At 74.4% G+C, this 20,880-nt stretch carries 22 protein-coding genes; 16 read left to right on the forward strand and 6 right to left on the reverse strand.

Annotated features, from left to right (window positions below):
- Window positions 1–26: 26 nt before the first annotated feature.
- Complete coding sequence (locus tag ACI78Z_RS07180; RefSeq protein WP_457035843.1) at window positions 27–740, forward strand: hypothetical protein; 714 nt, start codon at window positions 27–29, stop codon at window positions 738–740.
- 19 nt (window positions 741–759) lie between these two features.
- On the opposite strand, the gene ACI78Z_RS07185 is transcribed toward ACI78Z_RS07180, so the two are convergent.
- The 3 genes from ACI78Z_RS07185 to ACI78Z_RS07195 all read right to left on the reverse strand — a co-directional run bounded on the left by ACI78Z_RS07185 (window position 760) and on the right by ACI78Z_RS07195 (window position 3,982).
- On the reverse strand, window positions 760–2,394 hold the full coding sequence (locus ACI78Z_RS07185; protein WP_457035844.1) for an ABC-F family ATP-binding cassette domain-containing protein: 1,635 nt from the start codon (window positions 2,392–2,394) through the stop codon (window positions 760–762).
- 44 nt (window positions 2,395–2,438) lie between these two features.
- On the reverse strand, window positions 2,439–3,398 hold the full coding sequence (locus ACI78Z_RS07190) for an adenylate/guanylate cyclase domain-containing protein (RefSeq protein ID WP_457035845.1): 960 nt from the start codon (window positions 3,396–3,398) through the stop codon (window positions 2,439–2,441).
- A gap of 125 nt (window positions 3,399–3,523) precedes the next feature.
- Window positions 3,524–3,982 (reverse strand): universal stress protein, encoded by a 459-nt coding sequence (locus ACI78Z_RS07195; RefSeq protein ID WP_457035846.1) that lies wholly within the window; start codon window positions 3,980–3,982, stop codon window positions 3,524–3,526.
- Window positions 3,983–4,234: 252 nt separating this feature from the next.
- On the opposite strand from ACI78Z_RS07195, the gene ACI78Z_RS07200 reads away from it, so the two are divergent.
- The 6 genes from ACI78Z_RS07200 to ACI78Z_RS07225 all read left to right on the forward strand — a co-directional run bounded on the left by ACI78Z_RS07200 (window position 4,235) and on the right by ACI78Z_RS07225 (window position 11,808).
- A complete protein-coding gene (locus ACI78Z_RS07200; protein ID WP_457035847.1) occupies window positions 4,235–5,158 on the forward strand; it encodes an ABC transporter ATP-binding protein in 924 nt (307 codons plus the stop codon).
- Window positions 5,155–5,934: an ABC transporter permease gene (locus ACI78Z_RS07205; protein ID WP_457035848.1), complete on the forward strand. Its 780-nt coding sequence runs from the start codon at window positions 5,155–5,157 to the stop codon at window positions 5,932–5,934. The genes ACI78Z_RS07200 and ACI78Z_RS07205 overlap by 4 nt, the downstream gene beginning before the upstream one ends.
- Window positions 5,935–5,976: 42 nt before the next feature.
- A complete protein-coding gene (locus ACI78Z_RS07210) occupies window positions 5,977–6,786 on the forward strand; it encodes an ankyrin repeat domain-containing protein (protein ID WP_457035849.1) in 810 nt (269 codons plus the stop codon).
- Window positions 6,787–6,931: 145 nt separating this feature from the next.
- Window positions 6,932–10,774 (forward strand): multifunctional oxoglutarate decarboxylase/oxoglutarate dehydrogenase thiamine pyrophosphate-binding subunit/dihydrolipoyllysine-residue succinyltransferase subunit, encoded by a 3,843-nt coding sequence (locus tag ACI78Z_RS07215; protein WP_457035850.1) that lies wholly within the window; start codon window positions 6,932–6,934, stop codon window positions 10,772–10,774.
- Window position 10,775: 1 nt separating this feature from the next.
- On the forward strand, window positions 10,776–10,961 hold the full coding sequence (locus ACI78Z_RS07220) for a DUF6104 family protein (protein ID WP_457035851.1): 186 nt from the start codon (window positions 10,776–10,778) through the stop codon (window positions 10,959–10,961).
- 124 nt (window positions 10,962–11,085) lie between these two features.
- Window positions 11,086–11,808 (forward strand): metal-dependent hydrolase, encoded by a 723-nt coding sequence (locus tag ACI78Z_RS07225; protein WP_457035852.1) that lies wholly within the window; start codon window positions 11,086–11,088, stop codon window positions 11,806–11,808.
- A 64-nt stretch (window positions 11,809–11,872) separates the two neighbouring features.
- Here ACI78Z_RS07225 and ACI78Z_RS07230 read toward each other — a convergent pair whose 3' ends face one another.
- Window positions 11,873–13,060: an NAD(P)-dependent malic enzyme gene (locus ACI78Z_RS07230; RefSeq protein ID WP_457035853.1), complete on the reverse strand. Its 1,188-nt coding sequence runs from the start codon at window positions 13,058–13,060 to the stop codon at window positions 11,873–11,875.
- A gap of 116 nt (window positions 13,061–13,176) precedes the next feature.
- On the opposite strand from ACI78Z_RS07230, the gene ACI78Z_RS07235 reads away from it, so the two are divergent.
- Window positions 13,177–13,779, forward strand: a complete 603-nt coding sequence (locus ACI78Z_RS07235) for a dTDP-4-dehydrorhamnose 3,5-epimerase family protein (RefSeq protein WP_457035854.1) — start codon at window positions 13,177–13,179, stop codon at window positions 13,777–13,779.
- On the opposite strand, the gene ACI78Z_RS07240 is transcribed toward ACI78Z_RS07235, so the two are convergent.
- Window positions 13,776–14,150, reverse strand: a complete 375-nt coding sequence (locus tag ACI78Z_RS07240; protein ID WP_457035855.1) for a S26 family signal peptidase — start codon at window positions 14,148–14,150, stop codon at window positions 13,776–13,778. The two genes, ACI78Z_RS07235 and ACI78Z_RS07240, sit on opposite strands and share 4 nt — an antisense overlap.
- A 51-nt stretch (window positions 14,151–14,201) precedes the next feature.
- Between ACI78Z_RS07240 and sodN the strand changes: the two genes are divergently transcribed.
- From sodN to ACI78Z_RS07270, 6 genes are all read left to right on the forward strand, one after another.
- Window positions 14,202–14,603, forward strand: a complete 402-nt coding sequence (sodN, locus tag ACI78Z_RS07245; RefSeq protein ID WP_072918931.1) for a superoxide dismutase, Ni — start codon at window positions 14,202–14,204, stop codon at window positions 14,601–14,603.
- A 402-nt stretch (window positions 14,604–15,005) separates the two neighbouring features.
- Window positions 15,006–15,419, forward strand: coding sequence for a VOC family protein (locus tag ACI78Z_RS07250; protein ID WP_457035856.1), 414 nt, complete (start codon window positions 15,006–15,008; stop codon window positions 15,417–15,419).
- Window positions 15,420–15,501: 82 nt separating this feature from the next.
- Window positions 15,502–16,167, forward strand: a complete 666-nt coding sequence (locus tag ACI78Z_RS07255) for a phosphatidylserine decarboxylase (protein WP_457035857.1) — start codon at window positions 15,502–15,504, stop codon at window positions 16,165–16,167.
- Window positions 16,168–16,178: 11 nt separating this feature from the next.
- Entirely contained in the window at window positions 16,179–17,006 is an 828-nt protein-coding gene (gene pssA, locus ACI78Z_RS07260; RefSeq protein WP_457035858.1) for a CDP-diacylglycerol--serine O-phosphatidyltransferase, read from the forward strand.
- Window positions 17,003–17,506, forward strand: a complete 504-nt coding sequence (locus ACI78Z_RS07265) for an N-acetyltransferase family protein (RefSeq protein WP_457035859.1) — start codon at window positions 17,003–17,005, stop codon at window positions 17,504–17,506. Before pssA ends, ACI78Z_RS07265 begins: the two co-directional genes overlap by 4 nt.
- 34 nt (window positions 17,507–17,540) lie before the next feature.
- Window positions 17,541–18,323, forward strand: coding sequence for an HAD-IIA family hydrolase (locus tag ACI78Z_RS07270; RefSeq protein WP_457035860.1), 783 nt, complete (start codon window positions 17,541–17,543; stop codon window positions 18,321–18,323).
- Between the two features lie 85 nt (window positions 18,324–18,408).
- Here the strand turns inward: ACI78Z_RS07270 and ACI78Z_RS07275 are convergent, their stop codons facing one another.
- Entirely contained in the window at window positions 18,409–18,891 is a 483-nt protein-coding gene (locus ACI78Z_RS07275) for a hypothetical protein (protein WP_457035861.1), read from the reverse strand.
- A gap of 112 nt (window positions 18,892–19,003) precedes the next feature.
- Here ACI78Z_RS07275 and ACI78Z_RS07280 point away from each other — a divergent pair, with 112 nt between their 5' ends.
- Window positions 19,004–20,026 carry a diacylglycerol/lipid kinase family protein gene (locus ACI78Z_RS07280; RefSeq protein ID WP_457035862.1) on the forward strand — a complete coding sequence of 341 codons (1,023 nt, stop codon included), beginning with the start codon at window positions 19,004–19,006 and terminating at the stop codon, window positions 20,024–20,026.
- A 416-nt stretch (window positions 20,027–20,442) separates the two neighbouring features.
- Window positions 20,443–20,694: a WhiB family transcriptional regulator gene (locus ACI78Z_RS07285; protein ID WP_448609908.1), complete on the forward strand. Its 252-nt coding sequence runs from the start codon at window positions 20,443–20,445 to the stop codon at window positions 20,692–20,694.
- Window positions 20,695–20,880: the final 186 nt, after the last annotated feature.

Raw genomic sequence — 20,880 nt, forward strand, 5'->3', positions numbered from 1 at the left:
ACACCTGCGCCCGCGACGCTCCCCGTGTGACCCGATCCGCCACGGCCCGTCCCGCTCCGACCTGGTTCCGCGTCGGCGCGACCGTCGCCGCCGGCCGTCTCCGTCCGCCCGTGGGCAACAGCCGGCGCCGCAGCGTCTGCGGCGCCGCCCGGGTGCTGACCCACCTCGGCGTGCGTGTCCAGGTGTACGTGCCCGCGACGGCCTGGCCGCGCACCGGCACCGGGCTGCTGCTCGTGTCGAACACGGCCACGGCCCTCGATCCGCTGGCGCTGCTGACCGTCGTCCCCGGCGCCGCGGTCGCCGGCGTCCCCGACCGGCTCGCCGGGGTGCCCGTGCCGACCGTCCCCGCGGTCTCCGCCCGGGTCGCCACCCACCTGCGCCGGGGGACGACGGTCAGCGTCCGTCCCGAAGAGGGCCGGCACGGCGGCCCGGGCCTGGGCCGCTTCTCCCCCGCCCTGCTGGCCGCGGCGGTGGACGCCGGTGCGGCAGTGTGCCCGGTCGCCGTCCGCTGGCGCGGGGCGGCGTCCCCGCCCCCGGGCGGCCGTTCGACGGTGGCGGCGCTGCACTGGCTGGCCGCCTCCCCGGGCACCGTCGTCGAGGTGCACCTGCTGCCCGCGCTGTCCTCCGCCGGCGCGACGCCGCAGGAGCTCGCGACGACGGCCGAGTACGCGGTCGCGGCGGCCCTGGAGGCCCCGTCCCCGGCCCCGTCCCGAGGCTCGCGCCGAGCGTGCGAGGCGTGAGGAGGACGGGGTCCTCCTCCTACTCGCTGACCCGGCCGTCCGCGACGGCGAGCCGGCGGGTGGTGTCCACCGCGGTCAGCATCCGCCGGTCGTGGGTCACCAGCAGCAGCGTGCCGCGGTAGCCCGCGAGCGCCTGCTCGAGCTGCTCGATGGCCGGCAGGTCCAGGTGGTTGGTCGGTTCGTCGAGGACCAGCACGTTGACCCCGCGGGCCTGCAGGAGCGCCAGCCCGGCCCGCGTCCGCTCCCCCGGCGAGAGGGTGTCCGCCGGGCGCAGCACGTGCTCGGCGGTCAGCCCGAACTTGGCCAGCAGCGTGCGCACCTCGGCGGTCGGCCAGTCGGGCACCTCCGCGGCGAAGGCCTCCAGCAGCGGCTCCGAGCCGAGGAAGGCCCCGCGGGCCTGGTCGATCTCGCCGATCCGCACCGCCGGTCCCAGGCCGCCGCGGCCCTCGTCCAGCGGCACCCGGCCGAGCAGCGCCGCGAGCAGCGTGGACTTGCCGCTGCCGTTGGGACCGGTGATCACCACCCGGTCGCCCCAGTCCACCTGCAGGTCGACCGGGCCCAGGGTGAAGTCGCCGCGGCGCACGACCGCGCCGGAGAGGGTGGCGACCACCGCGCCGGCCCGCGGCGCCGCGGCGATCTCCATCCGCAGCTGCCACTCCTTGCGCGGCTCCTCGACCACCTCCAGCCGCTCGATCCGCCGCTCGGTCTGCTTGGCCTTGGCCCCCTGCTTCTCGGCCGTGGCGCGGTTGTGGGCCTTGATGAACTTGTCGGGGTCCTTCTGCTTCTTCACCGCGTCCCGCACGCCCTTGGCCAGCCAGTTGCGCTGCATGCGCGCCCGGCCCTCGAGTTCGGCCCTGGTCTCGGCGTACTCCTCGTACTCCTCGCGGGCGTGCCGCCGGGCCACCTCCCGCTCGACCAGGTACGCCTCGTAGCCGCCGTCGTGCACCCGCACCAGCTGCTGGGCGAGGTCCAGCTCCACCACGCGGGTCACCGAGCGCGCGAGGAACTCCCGGTCGTGGCTGACGACGACGATGCCGCTGCGGGCCCCGGTGACGAAGCGCTCCAGCTGCTCCAGGCCGGTCAGGTCCAGGTCGTTGGTGGGCTCGTCGAGCAGCAGCACGTCGTAGCGCGACAGCAGCAGCCCGGCCAGCCCGACCCGGGCCGCCTGACCGCCGGAGAGCCCCGTCATCGACGCGTCGAGCGGGACCCCCGGGGCGACCTCGGCGACGACCTGGTCCGCGCGCTCGTCGAGGTCGGCCCCGCCGAGGGACAGCCAGCGCTCGAGCGCCTCGGCGTAGGCGTCGTCGGCGCCGTCCCCGCCCGCGGTCAGCGCGTCGGTGGCGACGTCCAGCGCGGCCTGCGCGGCGCCGACGCCGGTGCGCCGGGCCAGGGCCTGGCGCACCGTCTCCCCCGGACGGCGCTCGTGCTCCTGCGGCAGGTACCCGAGGGTCGCCGTCGGCGGGCTGACGGTCACGCTGCCCGACTCGGCCGGCAGCTCGCCGGCGAGGGTGCGCAGCAGGGTCGACTTGCCCGCACCGTTGACCCCGACCAGCCCGACGACGTCGCCGGGGGCGACGACGAGGTCGAGGTCGGAGAACAGGACGCGGGCACCATGACCGGCGGCCAGGCCGCGGGCGACGAGCGTGGCACTCACAGGAGACCAGGGTGCCAAGCCGCCCGGGAACGACGCGACCCGGTTCAGTCCTCGCCCCCGACATCCTCCTCGAGGACCTCGTCGGCCATCTCGTCGAGCATGGACTCCAACGCGAGGTCGGCCTGCCCCGGGGGACGGCGCTGCACCAGCCAGGGCCGCAGCTCGTCGTAGCCGCGCACCGACACCCGGCGCAGCGGCCGCACCCGGTAGCGGGGCAGCCCGCGCAGGTGCCGGGCGAGGTCCCGGTCGACCAGCAGCGCGCCGGGCCGGGCGAGCGACGTCAGCCGGCTGGCCAGGTTCACCACCGGGGAGTAGACGTCGCCGAGGTGGGTCAGCACGGTGCCGTGGGCCGCGCCGACCCGCAGCGGCGGGCGGTCCTCGGCCTGCCAGGCCTCGGGCAACTCCAGCCCGATCTCCACGGCGTCGATCGCCGAGGCAGCGGTGTAGAGGACGCCGTCCCCCACCGTCTTCACCACCCGGCCGTGGTGGCGGGCGATGACCTCGCTCGCGGTGCTCTCGAAGTCCTCCACCATCGCGCCGAGCTCCCGCCCACCCATGCCGCGGCTGCGGCTGGTGTATCCGACGAGGTCGGCGAAGCCCACGGCGAGCTCCCGGCGGTCCCCGCCGCCGCTGTCCAGCAGCCGCCCGGCGTTGGCGGCCAGGTGGCGCCGCCACACGTAGTCCTGCAGCGCCCGCAGCAGCGGCAGCAGCCGGCGGGTGCCCTCCACCGCCCGCTCCGGGTCGATGGGCGCCGTCCCCGTCTCGTCACCCCGGCCGAGCACGTCGGCGAGCATGTCGGTCTGCCAGTCGGCCAGGCGGGACAGCGACTGCGCCATCGCCCGGACGATCGAGGCCTCGGCGTCCTCGTCGACGAAGCCGGTGTCGATCAGCGCCGAGAGCAGGGCCAGGGCCTGGATGTCGGCGTCGGTGAAGACCAGGTCGTCGTCGGCGGCGTCGGGGAAGCCGAGCGCCCGCCAGAGCCGCCGGGTGCGCTCCGACGGCATGCCGGCCATGCTGCCGACCTGCAGCCGCGTGTACCGCCGCGGGCCGCCGAGCAGCAGGCGCTCCAGGGCCTCCCGGGCGTCCGGCGCGTCCGGGAGGTCGTCGGGTCCGACGGGGGGCAGGGCCGTCAGCCCGTGGTGTGGACGACCAGGACGTCGACCGACGAGCGGCGGGTCACGTCGGCGGGGACCGACCCCATCAGCCGGCCCTTGAGGCTATTGAGCCCGCGGTTGCCGACGACCAGCAGGTCGGCCCGTGCGCGGGTGACGACGTCGAGCAGCGTCTCGACGGGCGAGCCGACGACGGCGAGCGGCTCGACCTCCCCCGCACCGGCGGCGAGGGCCTCCTCGGCGGCGACCCGCACGGTGTCCTCGGCCGGCGCGGTGCCGACGACCTGGTAGGCGTCCTCGCCGAGCTCGTCCTGCGCACGGCGCACCTGGCGCTCGTCGGCGCGGGGCGGCAGGTAGGCGCAGACGATGACCAGCCGGGCGGCGCAGGCGCCGGCCAGGGCCCCGGCCCGGCGCACCGCCCGCAGCGAGGAGTCCGACCCGTCAGTCCCGACGACCACCGTCCGGTAGGCGCTCACGGGCCCTCCTCGCTGGCGTTCCCGGGCCGCCCCGGGCGGCGCTGCTCTGGCGTGCGGGAAGCGGCTCGCCCGCCCGACCGGCCAACCTACCGAACCCGCCGGTCAGGGGATGTGCCCGGGGTCACGCCGCAACACGCCCCGGAGCGGACCGGAGGGTGCCGTTAGGGCCCTCCGGTGCGCTTGGATGGACGCGTCGCCCGGCCACACGAGGAGAGCGCCATCCACCCCGGCAGCAGCCCCCACCGCGGCCCCGTGCGGGTCGAGGTCCGCGGCCTCAGCAAGAGCTTCGGCGCCGTCCGCGCCGTCGACGACCTCAGCTTCACCGTCGAGCCGGGGTCCATCACCGGCTTCCTGGGCCCCAACGGGGCGGGCAAGACCACCACGCTGCGCATGGCCCTCGGTCTCGAGCGGCCCGACGCGGGGACGGCGACCTTCGACGGCGTCGCCTACGCCGACCTCCCGTCGCCCGTGCGCACGGTCGGCGCGGTGCTCGAGACCGCGTTCCACCCCGCCCGGTCCGGGCGCAACCACCTGCGGGTGTACTGCCGGGCCGCGCGCCTGCCGGTCTCGCGCGCCGACGAGGTGCTCGCCCAGGTCGGGCTGGCCGACGCCGGCCGGCGCCGCGCGGGCGGCTACTCGCTGGGCATGCGCCAGCGGCTGGCGCTGGCCACCGCCCTCCTCGGCGACCCGGCGGTGCTGGTGCTCGACGAGCCGGCCAACGGGCTGGACCCCGAGGGCATCCAGTGGCTGCGCGGCTTCCTGCGCCACCTCGCGCACGCCGAGGGGCGCACCGTGCTGGTCTCCAGCCACCTGCTGGCCGAGATGGAGCAGACCGCCGACCGCGTGGTGATCGTGGGCGCCGGGCGGCTGGTCCGCGAGGGCTCGGTCGCCGAGCTGCGCTCCAGCACGCGGGGCAGCGGTGCGGTGCTGGTGCGCAGTCCCGAGGCCGGCCGGCTGGCCGAGGTCCTCACCGCCGCCGGGTTCGCGGTCACGCCGGCCGAGGACAGCCGGGTCACGGTGACCGGGACGACACCGGCGGCCGTGGGGGCGCAGGCCTTCCGGGCGGGCGTGGAGCTGCACGAGCTGCGGGCGGAGACCAGCGGCCTCGAGGAGCTGTACTTCCGGCTCACCGCCGGCCAGGAGCAGTACGCCGCCACCGAGAGGAGCCCGCGGTGACCGCGCTCGTCCGCGCCGAGTGGACCAAGCTGCTCACCACCCGCGTCTGGATCGGCCTGCTGCTAGGCGCCTGCGTGCTGGTGACCGGGTTCGTCGTGCTGTTCACCTCGTTCGCCGGCGGGACCCCCGGCAACGGTCAGGGCGGCCCGCCTGGCGGGCTGCCGCCGGTCGGCACCGAGCAGTTCGAGCAGCTGGTGCTGGCCATCGGCGCCAACGTCACCGTGCTGTTCCTGATCCTCGGCATCATCGGGATGACCCAGGAGTACCGGCACCGCACGGCCACGCCCACGTTCCTCACCACGCCCCGGCGCGGTCGGGTCGTCGTCGCCAAGCTGACCGCCTACGCGCTGGTCGCCGTGCCCTTCGCACTCGTCGTGCTGGCCGTCAACTACGGCGCGGCCGCGGTCGCCGCCGGCGCCCGGGGCGCGGTGCCGGCGCTGACCGGCGACAACCTGCGGGTGCTCGCCAGCAGCGGTCTGGCGCTGGTCATCTACACCGTCATCGGCGTCGGCCTCGGCGCCCTGGTGCGCAACCAGGTGGGCGCGATCGTCGGCGGGCTGGTGTACCTGTTCGTCGTCGAGTCGATCGTCCGGCAGATCAGCGCGATCGCCGGCGCCTACAAGTGGCTGCCCGGCGGTGCGCTGGAGGCGCTGACGGCGACCTTCCAGGGGCCGGACCTCCTCGAGCCGTGGCAGGGCGGCCTGTTGCTGCTCGGCTACGGTCTGGTGGCGGCACTGCTGGGCACCCTGCTCGCCGTCCGCCGCGACGTCGTCTAGCGCTCGCGCACGAGACCGCTCCCACCGGAACGGGGATCCCCCATGACCACGCGCATGACCGGCCCGCGACTGGGCCGGCTGATCGCCGACGGCGACGTCGAGGCCGTCCGCACCGCCGTCCAGGACTCGCCCCGCCTCCTGGCCGCCACCGTGGAGCGCGACGGGCAGGGCGGCTGGACCCCGCTGCACCTGGCCGTGGCCGAGGGGCGGGCCGAGGTCGTGCGGCTGCTCGTCGACGCCGGCGCCGACCTCTCCGCCCGCACCGAGCACGGCCGGGACCCGCTGCACACCGCGCTGGAGTCGGCGTCCGCCCTCGTCCCGCTGCTGCGTGAGCTGGGTGCGCCGGTGGACGCGGCCAGCGCGGCCTACCTGGACGACGCCGAGCGGCTGCGCACGGAGCTGGACGACGGCGCGCCGCTGACCGACCCGGTGACCGGGGTGGACCTGCTGACCCTCGCCGCCGCCGGCGGCGCCGCGGACAGCGCCCGGACGCTGCTGGACCGGGGAGCCGACCCCGACGGTGGGGCGTTGCACGCCGCCGCGGGCGGGACCCGGCTCGAGCTGGTCCGGCTGCTGCTGGCCGCCGGCGCCGACGTCAACCGGCGGGACCCCGACACCGGCCGCTCCGCGCTGCACGCCGCCGTGGCCGCCGGCGGGGGACGCGACGCGCCCGAGGTGGTCCGCGAGCTGCTCGACGCGGGAGCCGACGTCAACGCCACCACCGCCGACGGCGCCAGCGCCCTGGACATCAGCCGGGTCGCCGCGGCCCGCAACCGCCGGGAGGACGCAGGTCAGGCGACCGCGCACGACGCCCTGGCCGACCTGCTCGTGGCCCGCGGCGCCACGGACTGAGAGGACTCCCCTGTCCCCCGGCGATCGTCCGCCCTGGTCCCCCGGCCGCTGGGCGCCCGATCCCGGACCGCCCCGGGCGTAGAATCCAGCCCCCGGTCCAGAGACGTCCACCGACGACGAAGAAGGCACCCGACTCGTGTCAAGCGTGAGCTCATCCCGGCCGTCCTCCACCTCCAACTCCTCAGCGGTGGCGGGATTCGGCACCAACGAGTGGCTGGTCGAGGAGATGTACCAGCAGTACCTCGCCGATCCGTCCAGCGTGGACCAGGCGTGGCACGAGTTCTTCGCCGACTACCGGCCCGGCAGCCCGGTCTCCGCGAGCGACGACCGGAACGGCCCGGCGACCGCTCCGCAGGAGGAGCCCGCCCCGGCACCGGCCGAGCAGCAGGCAGCCGACCAGCAGCCGACCGCCGGCGACGGCGCCCCCTCGCGGGCCACTCGGGTCGAGGAGCGCACCGAGGACACGGTGGTGAGCCGGGCCGCCGACCGGACTGCGCAGCAGCAGCCGGCCGTCAAGGCCGCGCCCACCGCTGAGCCCGCGCCAGCCGCGAAGCCGGTCCCGGCCGCCGAGCCCGCCGCCAAGGCCGCCGCGAAGCCGGCGTCCAGGGCCGACCAGCCCGCCGGTGACGGTCCGAAGCGCGTCCCGCTGCGCGGGGCGGCGGCCAGCGTCGTCAAGAACATGAACGCCTCGCTGACCGTGCCGACGGCGACCAGCGTGCGCGCGGTGCCGGCCAAGCTGCTGGCCGACAACCGCATCGTCATCAACAACCACCTCAAGCGCGCCCGCGGCGGGAAGGTCTCGTTCACCCACCTGATCGGCTACGCACTGGTCCGGGCGCTCGACGACTTCCCGAACATGAACTCGGCCTACGCCGAGGTCGAGGGCAAGCCGACCCTCGTGCAGCCGGAGCACGTCAACTTCGGGCTGGCCATCGACCTGCCCAAGGCCGACGGCTCGCGCTCCCTGGTCGTCGCGTCGATCAAGGCGGCCGAGGAGATGGACTTCGCCCAGTTCTGGGGCGCCTACGAGGACATCATCCGGCGCGCCCGCGCGGGCAAGCTGACCCTCGAGGACTTCTCGGGCACCACGGTCAGCCTGACCAACCCGGGCACGATCGGCACCAACCACTCCGTGCCGCGGCTGACCGCCGGCCAGGGCGCGATCATCGGCGTCGGGGCGATGGAGTACCCCGCCGAGTTCCAGGGGATGAGCCAGGAGGCGCTGACCGACCTCGGCATCTCCAAGATCATCACGCTGACCTCGACCTACGACCACCGGATCATCCAGGGCGCCGAGTCCGGCGACTTCCTGCGCCGGCTGCACCAGCTGCTGCTCGGCGAGGACGGCTTCTACGACGACGTCTTCCGGTCGCTGCGCATCCCCTACACCCCGGTGCGGTGGATGCCCGACGTGCGGATCAGCCGCGAGGGCGAGATCGACAAGGAAGCCCGGGTCATCGAGGTCATCGAGGCCTACCGGCGCAACGGCCACCTGATGGCCGACACCGACCCGCTCGAGTACCGGGTCCGCAGCCACCCCGACCTCGACATCCTCGAGCACCACCTGACGCTGTGGGACCTCGACCGCACGTTCCCCGTCGGCGGGTTCGCCGGCGAGAAGCTGATGGCGCTGCGCGACGTCCTGGGGGTGCTGCGCAACTCCTACTGCCGCACGGTCGGCGTGGAGTACATGCACATCACCGACCCCGAAGAGCGGGAGTGGATCCAGAAGCGGGTCGAGGTCAAGGCCGAGCAGCCCGACCGGGAGAAGCAGAAGCACGTCCTCGGCCGGCTCAACGCCGCCGAGGCGTTCGAGACCTTCCTGCAGACCAAGTACGTGGGCCAGAAGCGGTTCAGCCTCGAGGGCGGGGAGTCGGTCATCCCGCTGCTGGACGAGGTGCTCATCGCCGGCACCGACCACGGCCTGGACGAGGTCGCGATCGGCATGGCGCACCGCGGCCGGCTCAACGTGCTGGCCAACGTCCTCGGCAAGAGCTACGCCAAGATCTTCGGCGAGTTCGAGGGCAACATCGACCCCGGCACCGTGCAGGGCTCCGGGGACGTGAAGTACCACCTGGGCGCCGAGGGCACCTTCGAGAACCCGTTCAAGCCGGGTGCGGCGATCGCCGTCTCGCTGGCCAGCAACCCCTCGCACCTGGAGACGGTCAACCCCGTCCTGGAGGGCGTCGTCCGCGCCAAGCAGGACATGATCGACAAGGGCGAGGAGGGCTTCACCGTCCTGCCGGTGCTGCTGCACGGCGACGCGGCCTTCGCCGGGCAGGGGGTCGTCGCCGAGACGCTGAACCTCTCGCAGCTGCGCGGGTACCGCACCGGCGGCACCGTGCACGTCGTCATCAACAACCAGGTCGGCTTCACCACCAGCCCGGCGCAGTCCCGCTCGAGCCTCTACTCCACCGACGTGGCGCGGATGGTCAACGCGCCGATCTTCCACGTCAACGGTGACGACCCCGAGGCATGCGTCCGGGTGGCGCGGCTGGCCGTGGAGTACCGGCAGGCGTTCAAGAAGGACGTCGTCATCGACCTGGTCTGCTACCGCCGCCGCGGCCACAACGAGGGCGACGACCCGTCGATGACCCAGCCGCTGATGTACGACATCATCGACCGGAAGCGCTCGGTCCGGAAGCTCTACACCGAGGCGCTCATCGGCCGCGGCGACATCACGCTGGCCGAGGCCGAGGAGGCCCTCAAGGACTACCGCGACCAGCTGGAGCGGGCCTTCGCCGAGACGCACGACGCGCAGGAGACCTCGAAGCCGCAGCCGGTCATGGACCAGCCCGCGCAGGAGGAGCCGGTCGCCACGGCGATCACCACCGAGGTGCTCAAGGCGATCGGCGACGCCCACGTCTCCCTCCCGGAGGAGTTCACCGTCCACCCCAAGCTCCAGCGGATGCTGGAGCGGCGCGCGGCGATGGTCAGCGAGGGCGGCATCGACTGGGCGATGGGCGAGCTGCTCGCCTTCGGGTCCCTGCTCATGCAGGGCGTCCCGGTGCGGCTGGCCGGTCAGGACTCCCGCCGCGGCACCTTCGTGCAGCGCCACTCGGTGCTCATCGACCGGCAGACCGCCGCGGAGTACACGCCGCTGGCGAACCTGTCGCCGGAGCAGGCGAAGTTCTTCGTCTACGACTCGCTGCTCTCCGAGTACGCGGCGCTCGGCTTCGAGTACGGGTACTCGCTGGCCAACCCGAAGGCCCTGGTGCTGTGGGAGGCGCAGTTCGGCGACTTCGTCAACGGCGCCCAGATGGTCATCGACGAGTTCATCAGCTCGGGCGAGGCCAAGTGGGGCCAGCGCTCCGGCGTCAGCCTGCTGCTGCCGCACGGCCTGGAGGGGCAGGGTCCGGACCACTCCAGCGGGCGCATCGAGCGGTTCCTGCAGATGGCGGCGGAGAACAACATGACCATCGCCAACTGCTCGACGCCGGGCAACTACTTCCACCTGCTCCGCCGGCAGGCGCTCTCCGACGTGCACCGGCCGCTGGTCGTGTTCACGCCGAAGTCGCTGCTGCGCGCCAAGGCCGCCGTCAGCCCCGTCGCGGACTTCACCGAGGAGTCCTTCCGGCCGGTGCTGCCCGACCCGGGCGTGGGCGGCGAGCCGCTCGACGACGGCGCGGTGCGCCGGGTCCTGCTGTGCAGCGGCAAGGTCGCCTACGACCTGATGGCCCAGCGCGAGGCCACCGGCACCGCCGACACCGCCGTCGTGCGGGTCGAGCAGCTCTACCCGCTGCCGGCCGCGGAGATCGTCCAGCAGCTGGAGCGCTACCCGAACGCGGACGACGTCGTCTGGGTGCAGGAGGAGCCGGCCAACATGGGCGCCTGGCAGTTCATGGCCGTGAACCTGCCCGAGCACCTGCCGGCCGGCCGTCGCCTGCGCCGGGTCAGCCGCCGCGCCTCGGCCAGCCCGGCCGTCGGCTCGGCCAAGGTGCACGAGGTCGAGCAGAAGCAGCTCGTCGGCCAGGCCTTCGCCGACTGACGTGTACTTCACCGACCGCGGCCTGGAGGAGCTGGCCGACCGGCGGGGCGAGGAGCAGGTGACCCTCGCCTGGCTGGCCGACCAGATGCAGGCGTTCGTCGACCAGCACCCCGACTTCGAGGTGCCCGTCGAGCGGCTGGCCACCTGGCTGGCCCGCGGCGGTACGGAGGACGACGCGGAGGAGTAACCCTCCCGGCGAGATCGGCGGTCTCGCACGTTCTGGCGGGTCCAGGCGTGCGAGACCGCCGATCTCGTCGTCTCCGGGGGCGCGCCTGCACGCACCCGGGGTCGGACGACGGCACGCTGTGTCCGTGCTCGGTCACTCCCACGCGCTCTCCGGGCTCGCCGCGGGCGCCGCCACGCTGCCCTGGGCCCCGGTCGGGGGCACCGTCGGACAGGTCGCCTGGATCGCCGCCGTCGGCGGGATGGCGATGCTGCCCGACCTCGACCACAACGGCTCGACCGTCTCGGACATGTGGGGTCCGCTCACCGACGTCCCCTCCGGCGCGGTCGGGCGGCTGGCGCAGGGCCACCGCTGGGGCACGCACGACGCCGTCCTCGCGCCGCTGGCCTTCGGCGCGCTCGCGTTGGCCGCGGCGAACGCCTTCTGGTCCAGCCTGCTGCTCCTGGCGCTCGCGATCGGGCTCGCACTGCGGGCGCTGCACTTCGTCATCCCGGGGCGGGCGGAGAACACCGTCGTCGGCAACCTGGTGCTCTCCTGGGCCGGCGCCTGGCTGCTGCTGGAGCATGCCCCCGGCCCCGCCTGGCTGCCCTGGGCGGTCGCGCTCGGGGTGCTGACCCACATCGCCGGGGACGCCGTCACCACGCAGGGCGTGCCGGTCCCGGTGCTCTGGCTGCTGCGCCGCTCCCGGCTGTCGCTCACCCCGCTGCGCACCGGGACGACGCTGGAGAAGGTCGTGCTGGTGCCGGCGTTCGTGCTCGTGACGGTGTGGTGCGTCTACCTCAACACCGACGTCCGCGGCGCGGTCGACCCGCTGCTGGCCGACCTGGGCGGCCTGGGCGGCCTGGGCTGAGAGTGGCCCCCGTGCAGGATCCCGCCGCGAGCATGCGAGTGGCGGGGGGGCAAGGGGGCCTCTCTCAGCGGGTGACGCCCTGCTCCCGGGCGCAGGCGGCCACCGCGGTGGCCACGGCCTCGGCGACCCGGCGGTCCAGCGGGCTGGGCACCACGTAGTCCGGCCGCACCTCGTCGCCCACGACGTCGGCGATCGCGGTGGCCGCGGCCAGCTTCATCTCCTCGGTGATGCTGGTCGCCCCGGCGTCGATCGCACCCCGGAAGACACCGGGGAAGGCGAGCACGTTGTTGATCTGGTTGGGCTCGCCGCTGCGGCCGGTGGCGACGACGGCCGCGTACCGGGCCGCCATCTCCGGGTCCACCTCGGGGATCGGGTTGGCCAGCGAGAACACGATGCAGTTCGCCGCCATCGAGGCGATCGCCGACTCGGGCACCGAGCCACCGGACAGGCCCAGGTAGACGTCGGCCCCCTCCAGCGCACCGGCCATCGTGCCCGCGTAGCCGGCCCGGTTGGTGTTCTCGGCGAGCCAGCGCTTGATCGGCGTGAGGTCGTCCCGGCCGGTGTGCAGCACGCCGCGGGAGTCGGCCACGGCGATGTCGCCCACGCCGGCCTCCAGCAGGATCTTCGTGCAGGCGACCCCGGCCGCACCGGCACCGGAGACGACGGCCCGCAGGTCCCCCAGTTCCCGGCCGACCACCCGTGCGGCGTTGCGGAGCGCGGCCAGGACGACGATCGCCGTCCCGTGCTGGTCGTCGTGCATGACGGGGATGTCCAGCCGCTCGCGCAGCCGGTCCTCGATCTCGAAACAGCGCGGCGCGCTGATGTCCTCGAGGTTGATCCCACCGAAGGACGGCGCGATCGCCGCCACGGTCTCCACGATCGCGTCGACGTCGGACGTGGACAGCACCACCGGCACCGACGACAGACCGGCGAACTCGCTGAACAGGCAGGCCTTGCCCTCCATGACCGGCAGCGCCGCGGCCGGTCCGATGTCGCCCAGCCCCAGGACGGCGGTGCCGTCGGAGACCACCGCGACCACGCGTGGCGCCCAGGTGTACCGGTCGGCCAGGGCCGGCTCGGCGGCGATCGCGCTGGAGACCCGGGCGACACCGGGCGTGTAGGTGAGCGCGAGGTCCGCGGTCGTCTCGATCGGGCGGGTCGGGCGTACGACCAGCTTGCCGCCCTCGTGCACCGCGAACGCCGGGTCGGCGGCGAAGCGGTCGGCAGTCCCGTCCTGCTGCTGCGCGCTCATGGACCCGGGAGCGTAATCCCCCTCGCCCTGCGCCGTCCTGCCGCACGGGGGACACGGACCGGTCCGGCCGACCTCCGCTGCCCGGCCCCCCGCACCGGGCTGGCTACCGTCCAGGCGTGCAGATCCGTCAGCTCGCCGTCGGCGACGCCTACGCCCTCGACCTCGTGCCGCACGGCGACGCGCGGGGCCGGTTCACCGAGTGGTACCGCGCCGACGTGCTCGCCGACGCCGTCGGCCACACCCTGCCGCTGGCCCAGGCCAACCACAGCGTCTCCGCCCGCGGCGTGCTCCGCGGCGTCCACTTCGCGCTGGTCCCGCCGGGGCAGGCCAAGTACGTCTACTGCCCCTCCGGCCGGGTGCTCGACGTCGTCGTCGACGTCCGGGTGGGCTCCCCCACCTTCGGTGCGCACGACGCCGTCGTCCTCGACAGCGCGCAGCCGCGGGCGGTGTACCTCGCCGAGGGCCTCGGCCACGCCTTCCTGTCGCTGGCCGACGGCAGCTCGGTGACCTACCTGGTCTCCAGCGGGTACGACCCGACGCGGGAGTTCGGCATCTCGCCGACGGACCCGGCGCTGGACCTGCCGTGGCCCGGCGACGTGGAGTTCGAGCTGTCGGCCAAGGACCAGCAGGCACCCACCCTGGCCGAGGCCCGCGAGCAGGGGCTGCTGCCGACGTACGAGCAGTGCCGCGCGCGGTACGCGGAGCAGCGCGCGGGCTAGCCGGGACGCCGGCCGAGCCGGCCCGGCCGCGGCCACAGCCGGCCCACGACCCGGCCGACGACGACGGCCGGGCCGAACGCGCGGCTGTCGTCGGTGACGAGGGAGTTGTCGCCCTCGACCCAGTGTCCGCCCGCCACGGCGTGGCGCACCCGCTTCACCACCAGCAGCTCCGGCCGCGCCGGGAAGCGGGCGAGGACGACGGCGTCGTCGGCCACCGTGCCGCCCGGGGGGACCCGGCGCACCAGCAGCCGGTCACCGGAGCGGACCGTCGGCGTCATCGACGGGCCGGCCACACGGGCCACCACCCACGGCGTGACCAGCGCCTCGACGCCCGCCGTCCGCCCTGTTCCGGACGTGTCCCCGCTGCTCACCGGGAGTAGGGTCGCAGACGAACCGACCCCACAGAACCGGAGGCTCAGCCCATGCGTTTCCGCATGTTCTCCGCCGTGGAGGCCACCGCTCACTGCGACCTCCCCTGCGGCGTGTACGACCCGGCCCAGGCCCGCATCGAGGCGGAGTCCGTCAAGGCCATCCAGGAGAAGTACCAGGCCAACGAGGACCCGGCGTTCCGCACCCGCGCGATCCTGATCAAGGAGCAGCGGTCGGACCTGGTCAAGCACCACCTGTGGGTGCTGTGGACCGACTACTTCAAGCCCCCGCACTTCGAGAAGTACCCGCAGCTGCACGAGCTGTTCAACAAGGCGACCAAGCAGGCCGGCGCCGCCGGCGGCAAGGGCAGCATGGACCCCGCCGAGGGCCAGAAGCTGCTGGACTACATCGCCGAGATCGACAAGATCTTCTGGGAGACGAAGGCCGCCGCCTGACAGAGGGCCACCCTGCCCCCACCGTCCGAGGCCCCCGTCCTCCGCACCCCCGGTGAAGGACCCTCCCCCCACGCCTCGCCCGCTCGGGGCGGGACCCGGGAGGGGCCCGAGCCTCGGGAGGGGGCCGGCGGCGGGACCCTGCAGGGAGGCCGCCCACGCAGCACCGACGACGGCCGGCGAGCACTGCGCTCGCCGGCCGTCGTCGTCCCCGCCACCTGCCTGCGGGCGCTCACCTGGCTGCGGCGCACGTCCGCCGCCGCCCTGGTCGCACGGGGCGCCCACCTCGCCACGGCCGAACGCTGAGCGCCGCCCCCACCGGCAGCCGATGAGTTCCGCGGCCCACGGGGGTCCTCCTCCCGACCCCCTCACCCGGACGCCGTCCGGAAGACCCCTGGAGACCCCATGGCCACTCGCCTGAACCCGTACCTGCACTTCTCCGGCAACGCCCGCGAGGCGATGGAGTTCTACCGTTCCGTCCTCGGCGGCCGGCTGGACGTGATGACCTTCGGTGACGTCGGCGGCGGCGGGGGCCAGTACCCCGACGACGGCGTCATGCACGCCTCCCTGCGCACCGACGACGGGCTCGAGCTGATGGCCTCCGACGGCCACGACCCCGACGCCGCCGGGCCCGACCGGGTCTCGCTGTCCCTGTCCGGGGACGACGCGGCGACCCTGACCCGCTGGTTCGAGGCGCTGGCCGAGGGTGGCAAGGTCGACGTCCCGCTGGAGAAGCAGGTGTGGGGCGACACCTTCGGTCAGGTGACCGACCGCTACGGCGTGCGCTGGCTGGTCGACATCGGGTCCGCGCAGGCCTGACCACCCGGACGTCCGGTCACCGGCCCGCGGGGCCGGTGACCGGTCGTTGGAGGTGCGTGCTCCCCGGTACCGTCTGACCTCGATGCGTATCGACCCGGCCGGGTGGCCGTTCGTCACCGGGCCCCTGGCACCCGCCGCCGTCCTCGCCGCCGCCGGGCGGGCCGCCGACCGGCGCGGCCTGCGGCTCGCGGCCTGGCCGTTCGCGCTCCTGTCGGCCTACATGGTGCTGTTCTTCCGGGACCCCGACCGGCGCTGCGACGTCGAGCCGCCGGCCCCGGACGACGTCCTCTCCCCCGCCGACGGCGTGGTGATGGTCGCGGGCGAGCCGCAGGATGGCGTGGCGCCCCAGGGCGACTGGCAGCAGGTCAGCGTGTTCCTCTCCGTGGTGGACGTGCACGTCAACCGGTCGCCGTACCACGGCGAGGTCACGGAGAGCTCCTACCGGAAGGGCAGCTTCCTGGCCGCCTACCGCAAGGAGTCCGCGCACCGCAACGAGCGCAGCGAGCTGTGGCTGCGCGACGGCGACCGCACCGTGGTGTTCCGGCAGATCGTCGGCGTGCTGGCCCGCCGCATCGTCACCCGCACCGGCGTGGGCCGGCAGCTGGCCACCGGCGAGCGGATGGGCCTGATGAAGTTCGGCTCCCGGATGGACGTCTTCGTCCCCCGGGACTGCGAGGTGCTGGTCCGGGTGGGTCAGCGGGTGCGCGGCGGCGAGACCGTCATCGCCCGCTGGTCCGACGTCGGCTGAGGAGGAACCCGGTGCCCAGCTCCGCGTCCGGCGCACGCCTCCCGCAGACCCGGCGGACGGCGACCGTCGAGTTCGTCCGCGGGTCGGTGCGCGGCACCCGGCGGCGGGCGCTGGCGACCCTGCCCAGCCTCTTCACGCTGGCCAACATGATGTGCGGCTTCGTCGCGATCCTGGTCTCCATCCGCGGCCAGTACACGCTCGCCGCGGTCCTGGTCGGGCTCTCGGTGGTCTTCGACATCGCCGACGGCGCCGTCGCCCGGCTGGTCGGCGCGGTGACCCCGTTCGGCCTGCAGTTCGACTCGCTGGCGGACCTGGTCTCCTTCGGCCTGGCCCCGGCGCTGCTGGCCTTCACGCTGTTCTCCGAGGGCCGGGACGCCTGGGACCCGCTGGGCTGGGTGGTCTGCGGCCTGTGGGTGGCGTGCGCGGCGATCCGGCTGGCACGGTTCAACACGACCATCGACCCGACCGCCGACAAGCGGTACTTCACCGGCATGCCGAGTCCGGGCGCGGCCGGTGTCGTGCTGGCCTCGGTGTTCGCCTTCGGCGACCAGATGCAGGGCCGGGAGCGGCTGTGGGTGCTGCTCATCGTCGCCGTGCCGGCGCTGCTGATGGTCAGCACGATCCGCTTCCGCTCGTTCCGCTCGCTGGTCAGCCCGAAGAGCGGTCGACCGTACGGACTGGTCGCCGCGGTCCTCGCCGTGGTCGTCGGCTTCGCCCTCGTGCCGGTCGTGACCGGCTGCGTGCTGGCCTACGGCTACCTGCTGGCGCCGGTCCTGGTGCCGGTGTTCTCGCCCCTGGGCCGGCTGGTGCCGGCCCGCCTGAAGGAGCTGCTCACGTGACGGTGCGGCCGATCCGCCTCGACGACGTCCCCGCCGTGGTGGGCCTGGTCCGGGAACTGGCCGAGTACGAGAAGGCCGCGCACGAGGTCCGGCTGACCGAGGAGCAGCTGACCACGGCGCTCTTCGGCGACGACCCGAAGCTGTTCGGCCACGTCGCTGTCGCCGACGACGGGGTGGCCGACGGCGCCGTCGTCGGCATGGCGCTGTGGTTCCTCAACTTCTCCACCTGGCGCGGCACGCACGGCATCTACCTCGAGGACCTCTACGTCCAGCCCGGGCACCGCGGTAGCGGGTTGGGCCGCGAGCTGCTGCGCACGCTGGCCGACCTGTGCGTGCAGCGCGGGTACGGCCGGCTCGAGTGGTCGGTGCTGGACTGGAACGCCCCGTCGATCGAGTTCTACGAGGCCGCCGGTGCGGTGCCGATGGACGAGTGGACGGTCTTCCGGCTGACCGACGACGCCCTGACCGGTTTCGCCGGCGACCGCCGGGGACCCCGCTGAGCAGGACCGACGCGGGATCGGCAGGATCGTCGGGGTGAGCATCGACCGCAAGCCGGCGGAGTGCTGGCTGACCGACATGGACGGCGTCCTCGTGCACGAGGGCCAGGCCCTGCCCGGCGCCGCCGACTTCCTCGACCGCCTGGTCTCGGCCGGCCGGCGCTTCCTCGTCCTCACCAACAACTCGATCTTCACCCCGCGTGACCTCTCCGCCCGGCTGGCGCGGTCGGAGCTGCAGGTGCCCGAGGCGTCGATCTGGACCTCGGCGCTGGCCACGGCGGACTTCCTGTCGACCCAGCTGCCGAACGGCTCGGCGTACGTCATCGGCGAGGCGGGCCTGACCACGGCGCTGTACGAGGCCGGCTACACGCTCACCGACACCGATCCGGACTACGTCGTCCTCGGGGAGACCCGGACGTACTCCTTCGAGGCGATCACCCGCGCGATCCGGCTGGTGGGCGCGGGGGCCCGCTTCATCGCGACCAACCCCGACGTCACCGGTCCCTCCCCCGAGGGCCCGCTGCCGGCCACCGGCTCGGTCGCGGCGATGATCACCCGGGCCACCGGCTCCGAGCCCTATTTCGTCGGCAAGCCGAACCCGATGATGTTCCGCAGCGCCATGAACCGGATCGAGGCGCACTCGGAGTCCACGGTCATGATCGGCGACCGCATGGACACCGACGTGGTCGCGGGGATCGAGGCCGGCCTGGACACCATCCTGGTGCTCACCGGCTCCACCCGGGCCTCCGACGTGGCGCGCTTCCCGTTCCGGCCGGGCCGGGTGCTCGACTCGATCGCCGACGTGGTCGATCTCGTCTGAAGGAGGACCCCCTCTCCCCCCAACCCCTCGCAAGCTGGGGGGCGGGACCCGGAAAGGGGCCGACGGGCTCGTGCGGAGCCGGTCTTCAGCGGTCCTCGAACGCGAGCCGGGCCTCAGGCGTGGCCAGCAGGTACAGCTCGGTCCCCACGAGCACCAGGATCGGGACGCCGGCCCACGCACCGCCCCACTCGAACGCCGAGTAGTAGCCGAAGAGCCCCAGCAGCAGCTGCAGGAAGACCACCGGCCCGCGCGACCACGGCGACACCCGCCACAGCCCCACGGCGGCCGCGCCCAACGCGACGGCGAAGATGCCGACGTAGACGACCTCGGCCATGGCCCGCCCGACGCTGTCGGCGGTCGAGGTGAACGTCAGGACGAGCAGCCAGAGCGCGACCGCGGCCAGCGCCGCGGCCTCCACGCCGGCCACCAGCGCCGCCTGGCGCACCGCCCTCGGGGCCGCCGGGCGCTCCCGTCCGGGGTGCCGCGCCGCCGGCTCGGCCGCGCCGCCCAGCAGCCGCTCCGCCCTCCGGCGGTCCCGCGGCGGCCTGGCTCCGGACTGTTCGGTCACGACCGGCACGGTACGCGCCGGCGCACCACCGGGACCTCGTCCGCCCGGCCGCCCGCTCGTGACCCCGCACGCCCGCGCGGGGTGAGCCAGGTCGCTGGCTAGCCTGACTGTCATGCGCGCGCTCGTGGTGGCCAACCCCGCGGCGACGACGACCAACCGAGGCATCCGCGACCGCGTGCTCCGGACCCTCGCCGGCGAGCTGCAGGTCGAGCTCGCGGAGACGACCCACCGCGGGCACGGCAGCGAGCTGGCCCGCAAGGCGTGCGTCGACGGCGTCGACGTCGTCCTCGCGCTCGGTGGCGACGGCACCGTCAACGAGGTGGTCAACGGCCTGCTGCACGACGGCCCCGGCGAGCAGGTCCCGCCGCTGGCCGTGGTGCCCGGGGGCTCGACGAACGTCTTCTCCCGCGCGCTCGGCCGCGCACGGGACCCGCTGGCCGCCACCCGGGAGGTCCTCGACTCGCTGCGCGCCGGCCGCACCCGGCGGATCTCGCTGGGCACGGCCAGCACCCGCGGCGCCACCGCGGCGCCGGCGCGGTTGCCCGACCCGGGGCTCGCGCAGTCCGCCGCCGACGCCGGGGCCGCGGCGCACCCGGGGTGGGGGGACCCGCGCTGGTTCGCCTTCTCCGCCGGGCTGGGCTTCGACGCCGACGTCATCGGCCGGGTGGAGGCCCACCGCGCCCGCGGCGTCCGGTCCACGGGGCTGCTCTACGTGGTGGAGGCGACGAGCGCGTTCGTGTTCGGCCGCGAGCGCCGGGACCCGGCGATCTCGGTCCACCTGCCCGACGGTCCCCCGCTCGACGGGCTGTTCCTCTGCCTGGTCTCCAACGTCTCGCCGTGGACCTACCTGGGCGCGCGGGCGGTGAACCCGACCCCGGACGCCTCCTTCGACAACGGCCTGGACGTCTTCGCGCTCGGCCGCACCGGCATCGTCCGGATGCTGCACCACGTCCGCGAGGTCTTCGCGCCGCGCCCCGACGTCCGTGGCGACGGCGTGCACCGCTGGCACGACCAGGCCGAACTGACCCTCACCGCACGCCGTCCGCAGGGCTGGCAGCTCGACGGCGACCACCTCGGGACCGCGACCGGGCTGCGGGTGCGCAGCGTCCCCTCCGCGCTGACCGTCGTCGTCTGAGGGCGGCTCTGCCGGCGCCCTCCACGCGCTGGGGGCAGGATCCCGCCCGCAGACCGCCGAACGCGCCCGCAGAGCGACGCAGGGAAACGGGCCGGTTCCGGTCGGCGGCCGGTGACCTGCGGTTTCACCCACGGGAGGCGGCGATTGTCAACGCAGCGCGCGAGAGGACCGTCTGGTCGAGTGGCGGCCCTATCATGCCCGTGGTGAGCTTGCTCACGAGGGGTCGACCGATGCCCTCGTTCTGCTTGACAGGTGTCCTCGCCGTGAAAACATCGCGGGAGGAAAGCAACCTGTCGGTAACACATGCATGAAGTCGCTGTGCCATGGCGCTGGTCACCCCGGTGCCGGCCTGCGGATCGGTCCGAGGCCGGCGACGACTGCACCACACCGTAGACGACATCGAGGAGAACACGGCCATGGACTGGCGCCACCGCGCGCTCTGCCGCGACGAGGACCCGGAACTGTTCTTCCCCATCGGGACGACCGGTCCGGCACTCGTCCAGATCGAGCAGGCCAAGGGTGTGTGCCGGCGCTGCCCCGTCGTCGAGTCCTGCCTGGACTGGGCGCTGCGCTCGGGACAGGACTCCGGCGTCTGGGGTGGACTCTCCGAGGACGAGCGGCGCGCGCTGAAGCGGCGCCAGGCTCGCACCCGCGTCCGCACCGCCTGAGGACACCGCACCACCAGCACCGCCACGAGGCCGGCCCGGGACACCCGGGCCGGCCTCTGTGTCGTCCGTCGCCCTGCGGAGCTCACACCGCGGCCAGTGGCCGTCCCCGGGCCGCAGCCCGTGCCCCGACCGGTCGAAGGACCGCCCTCGCCGGCTCGGGGCGGGCCCCTGGGCGGGGCCGTCCGG

Source organism: Geodermatophilus sp. SYSU D01176, from assembly GCF_054050015.1.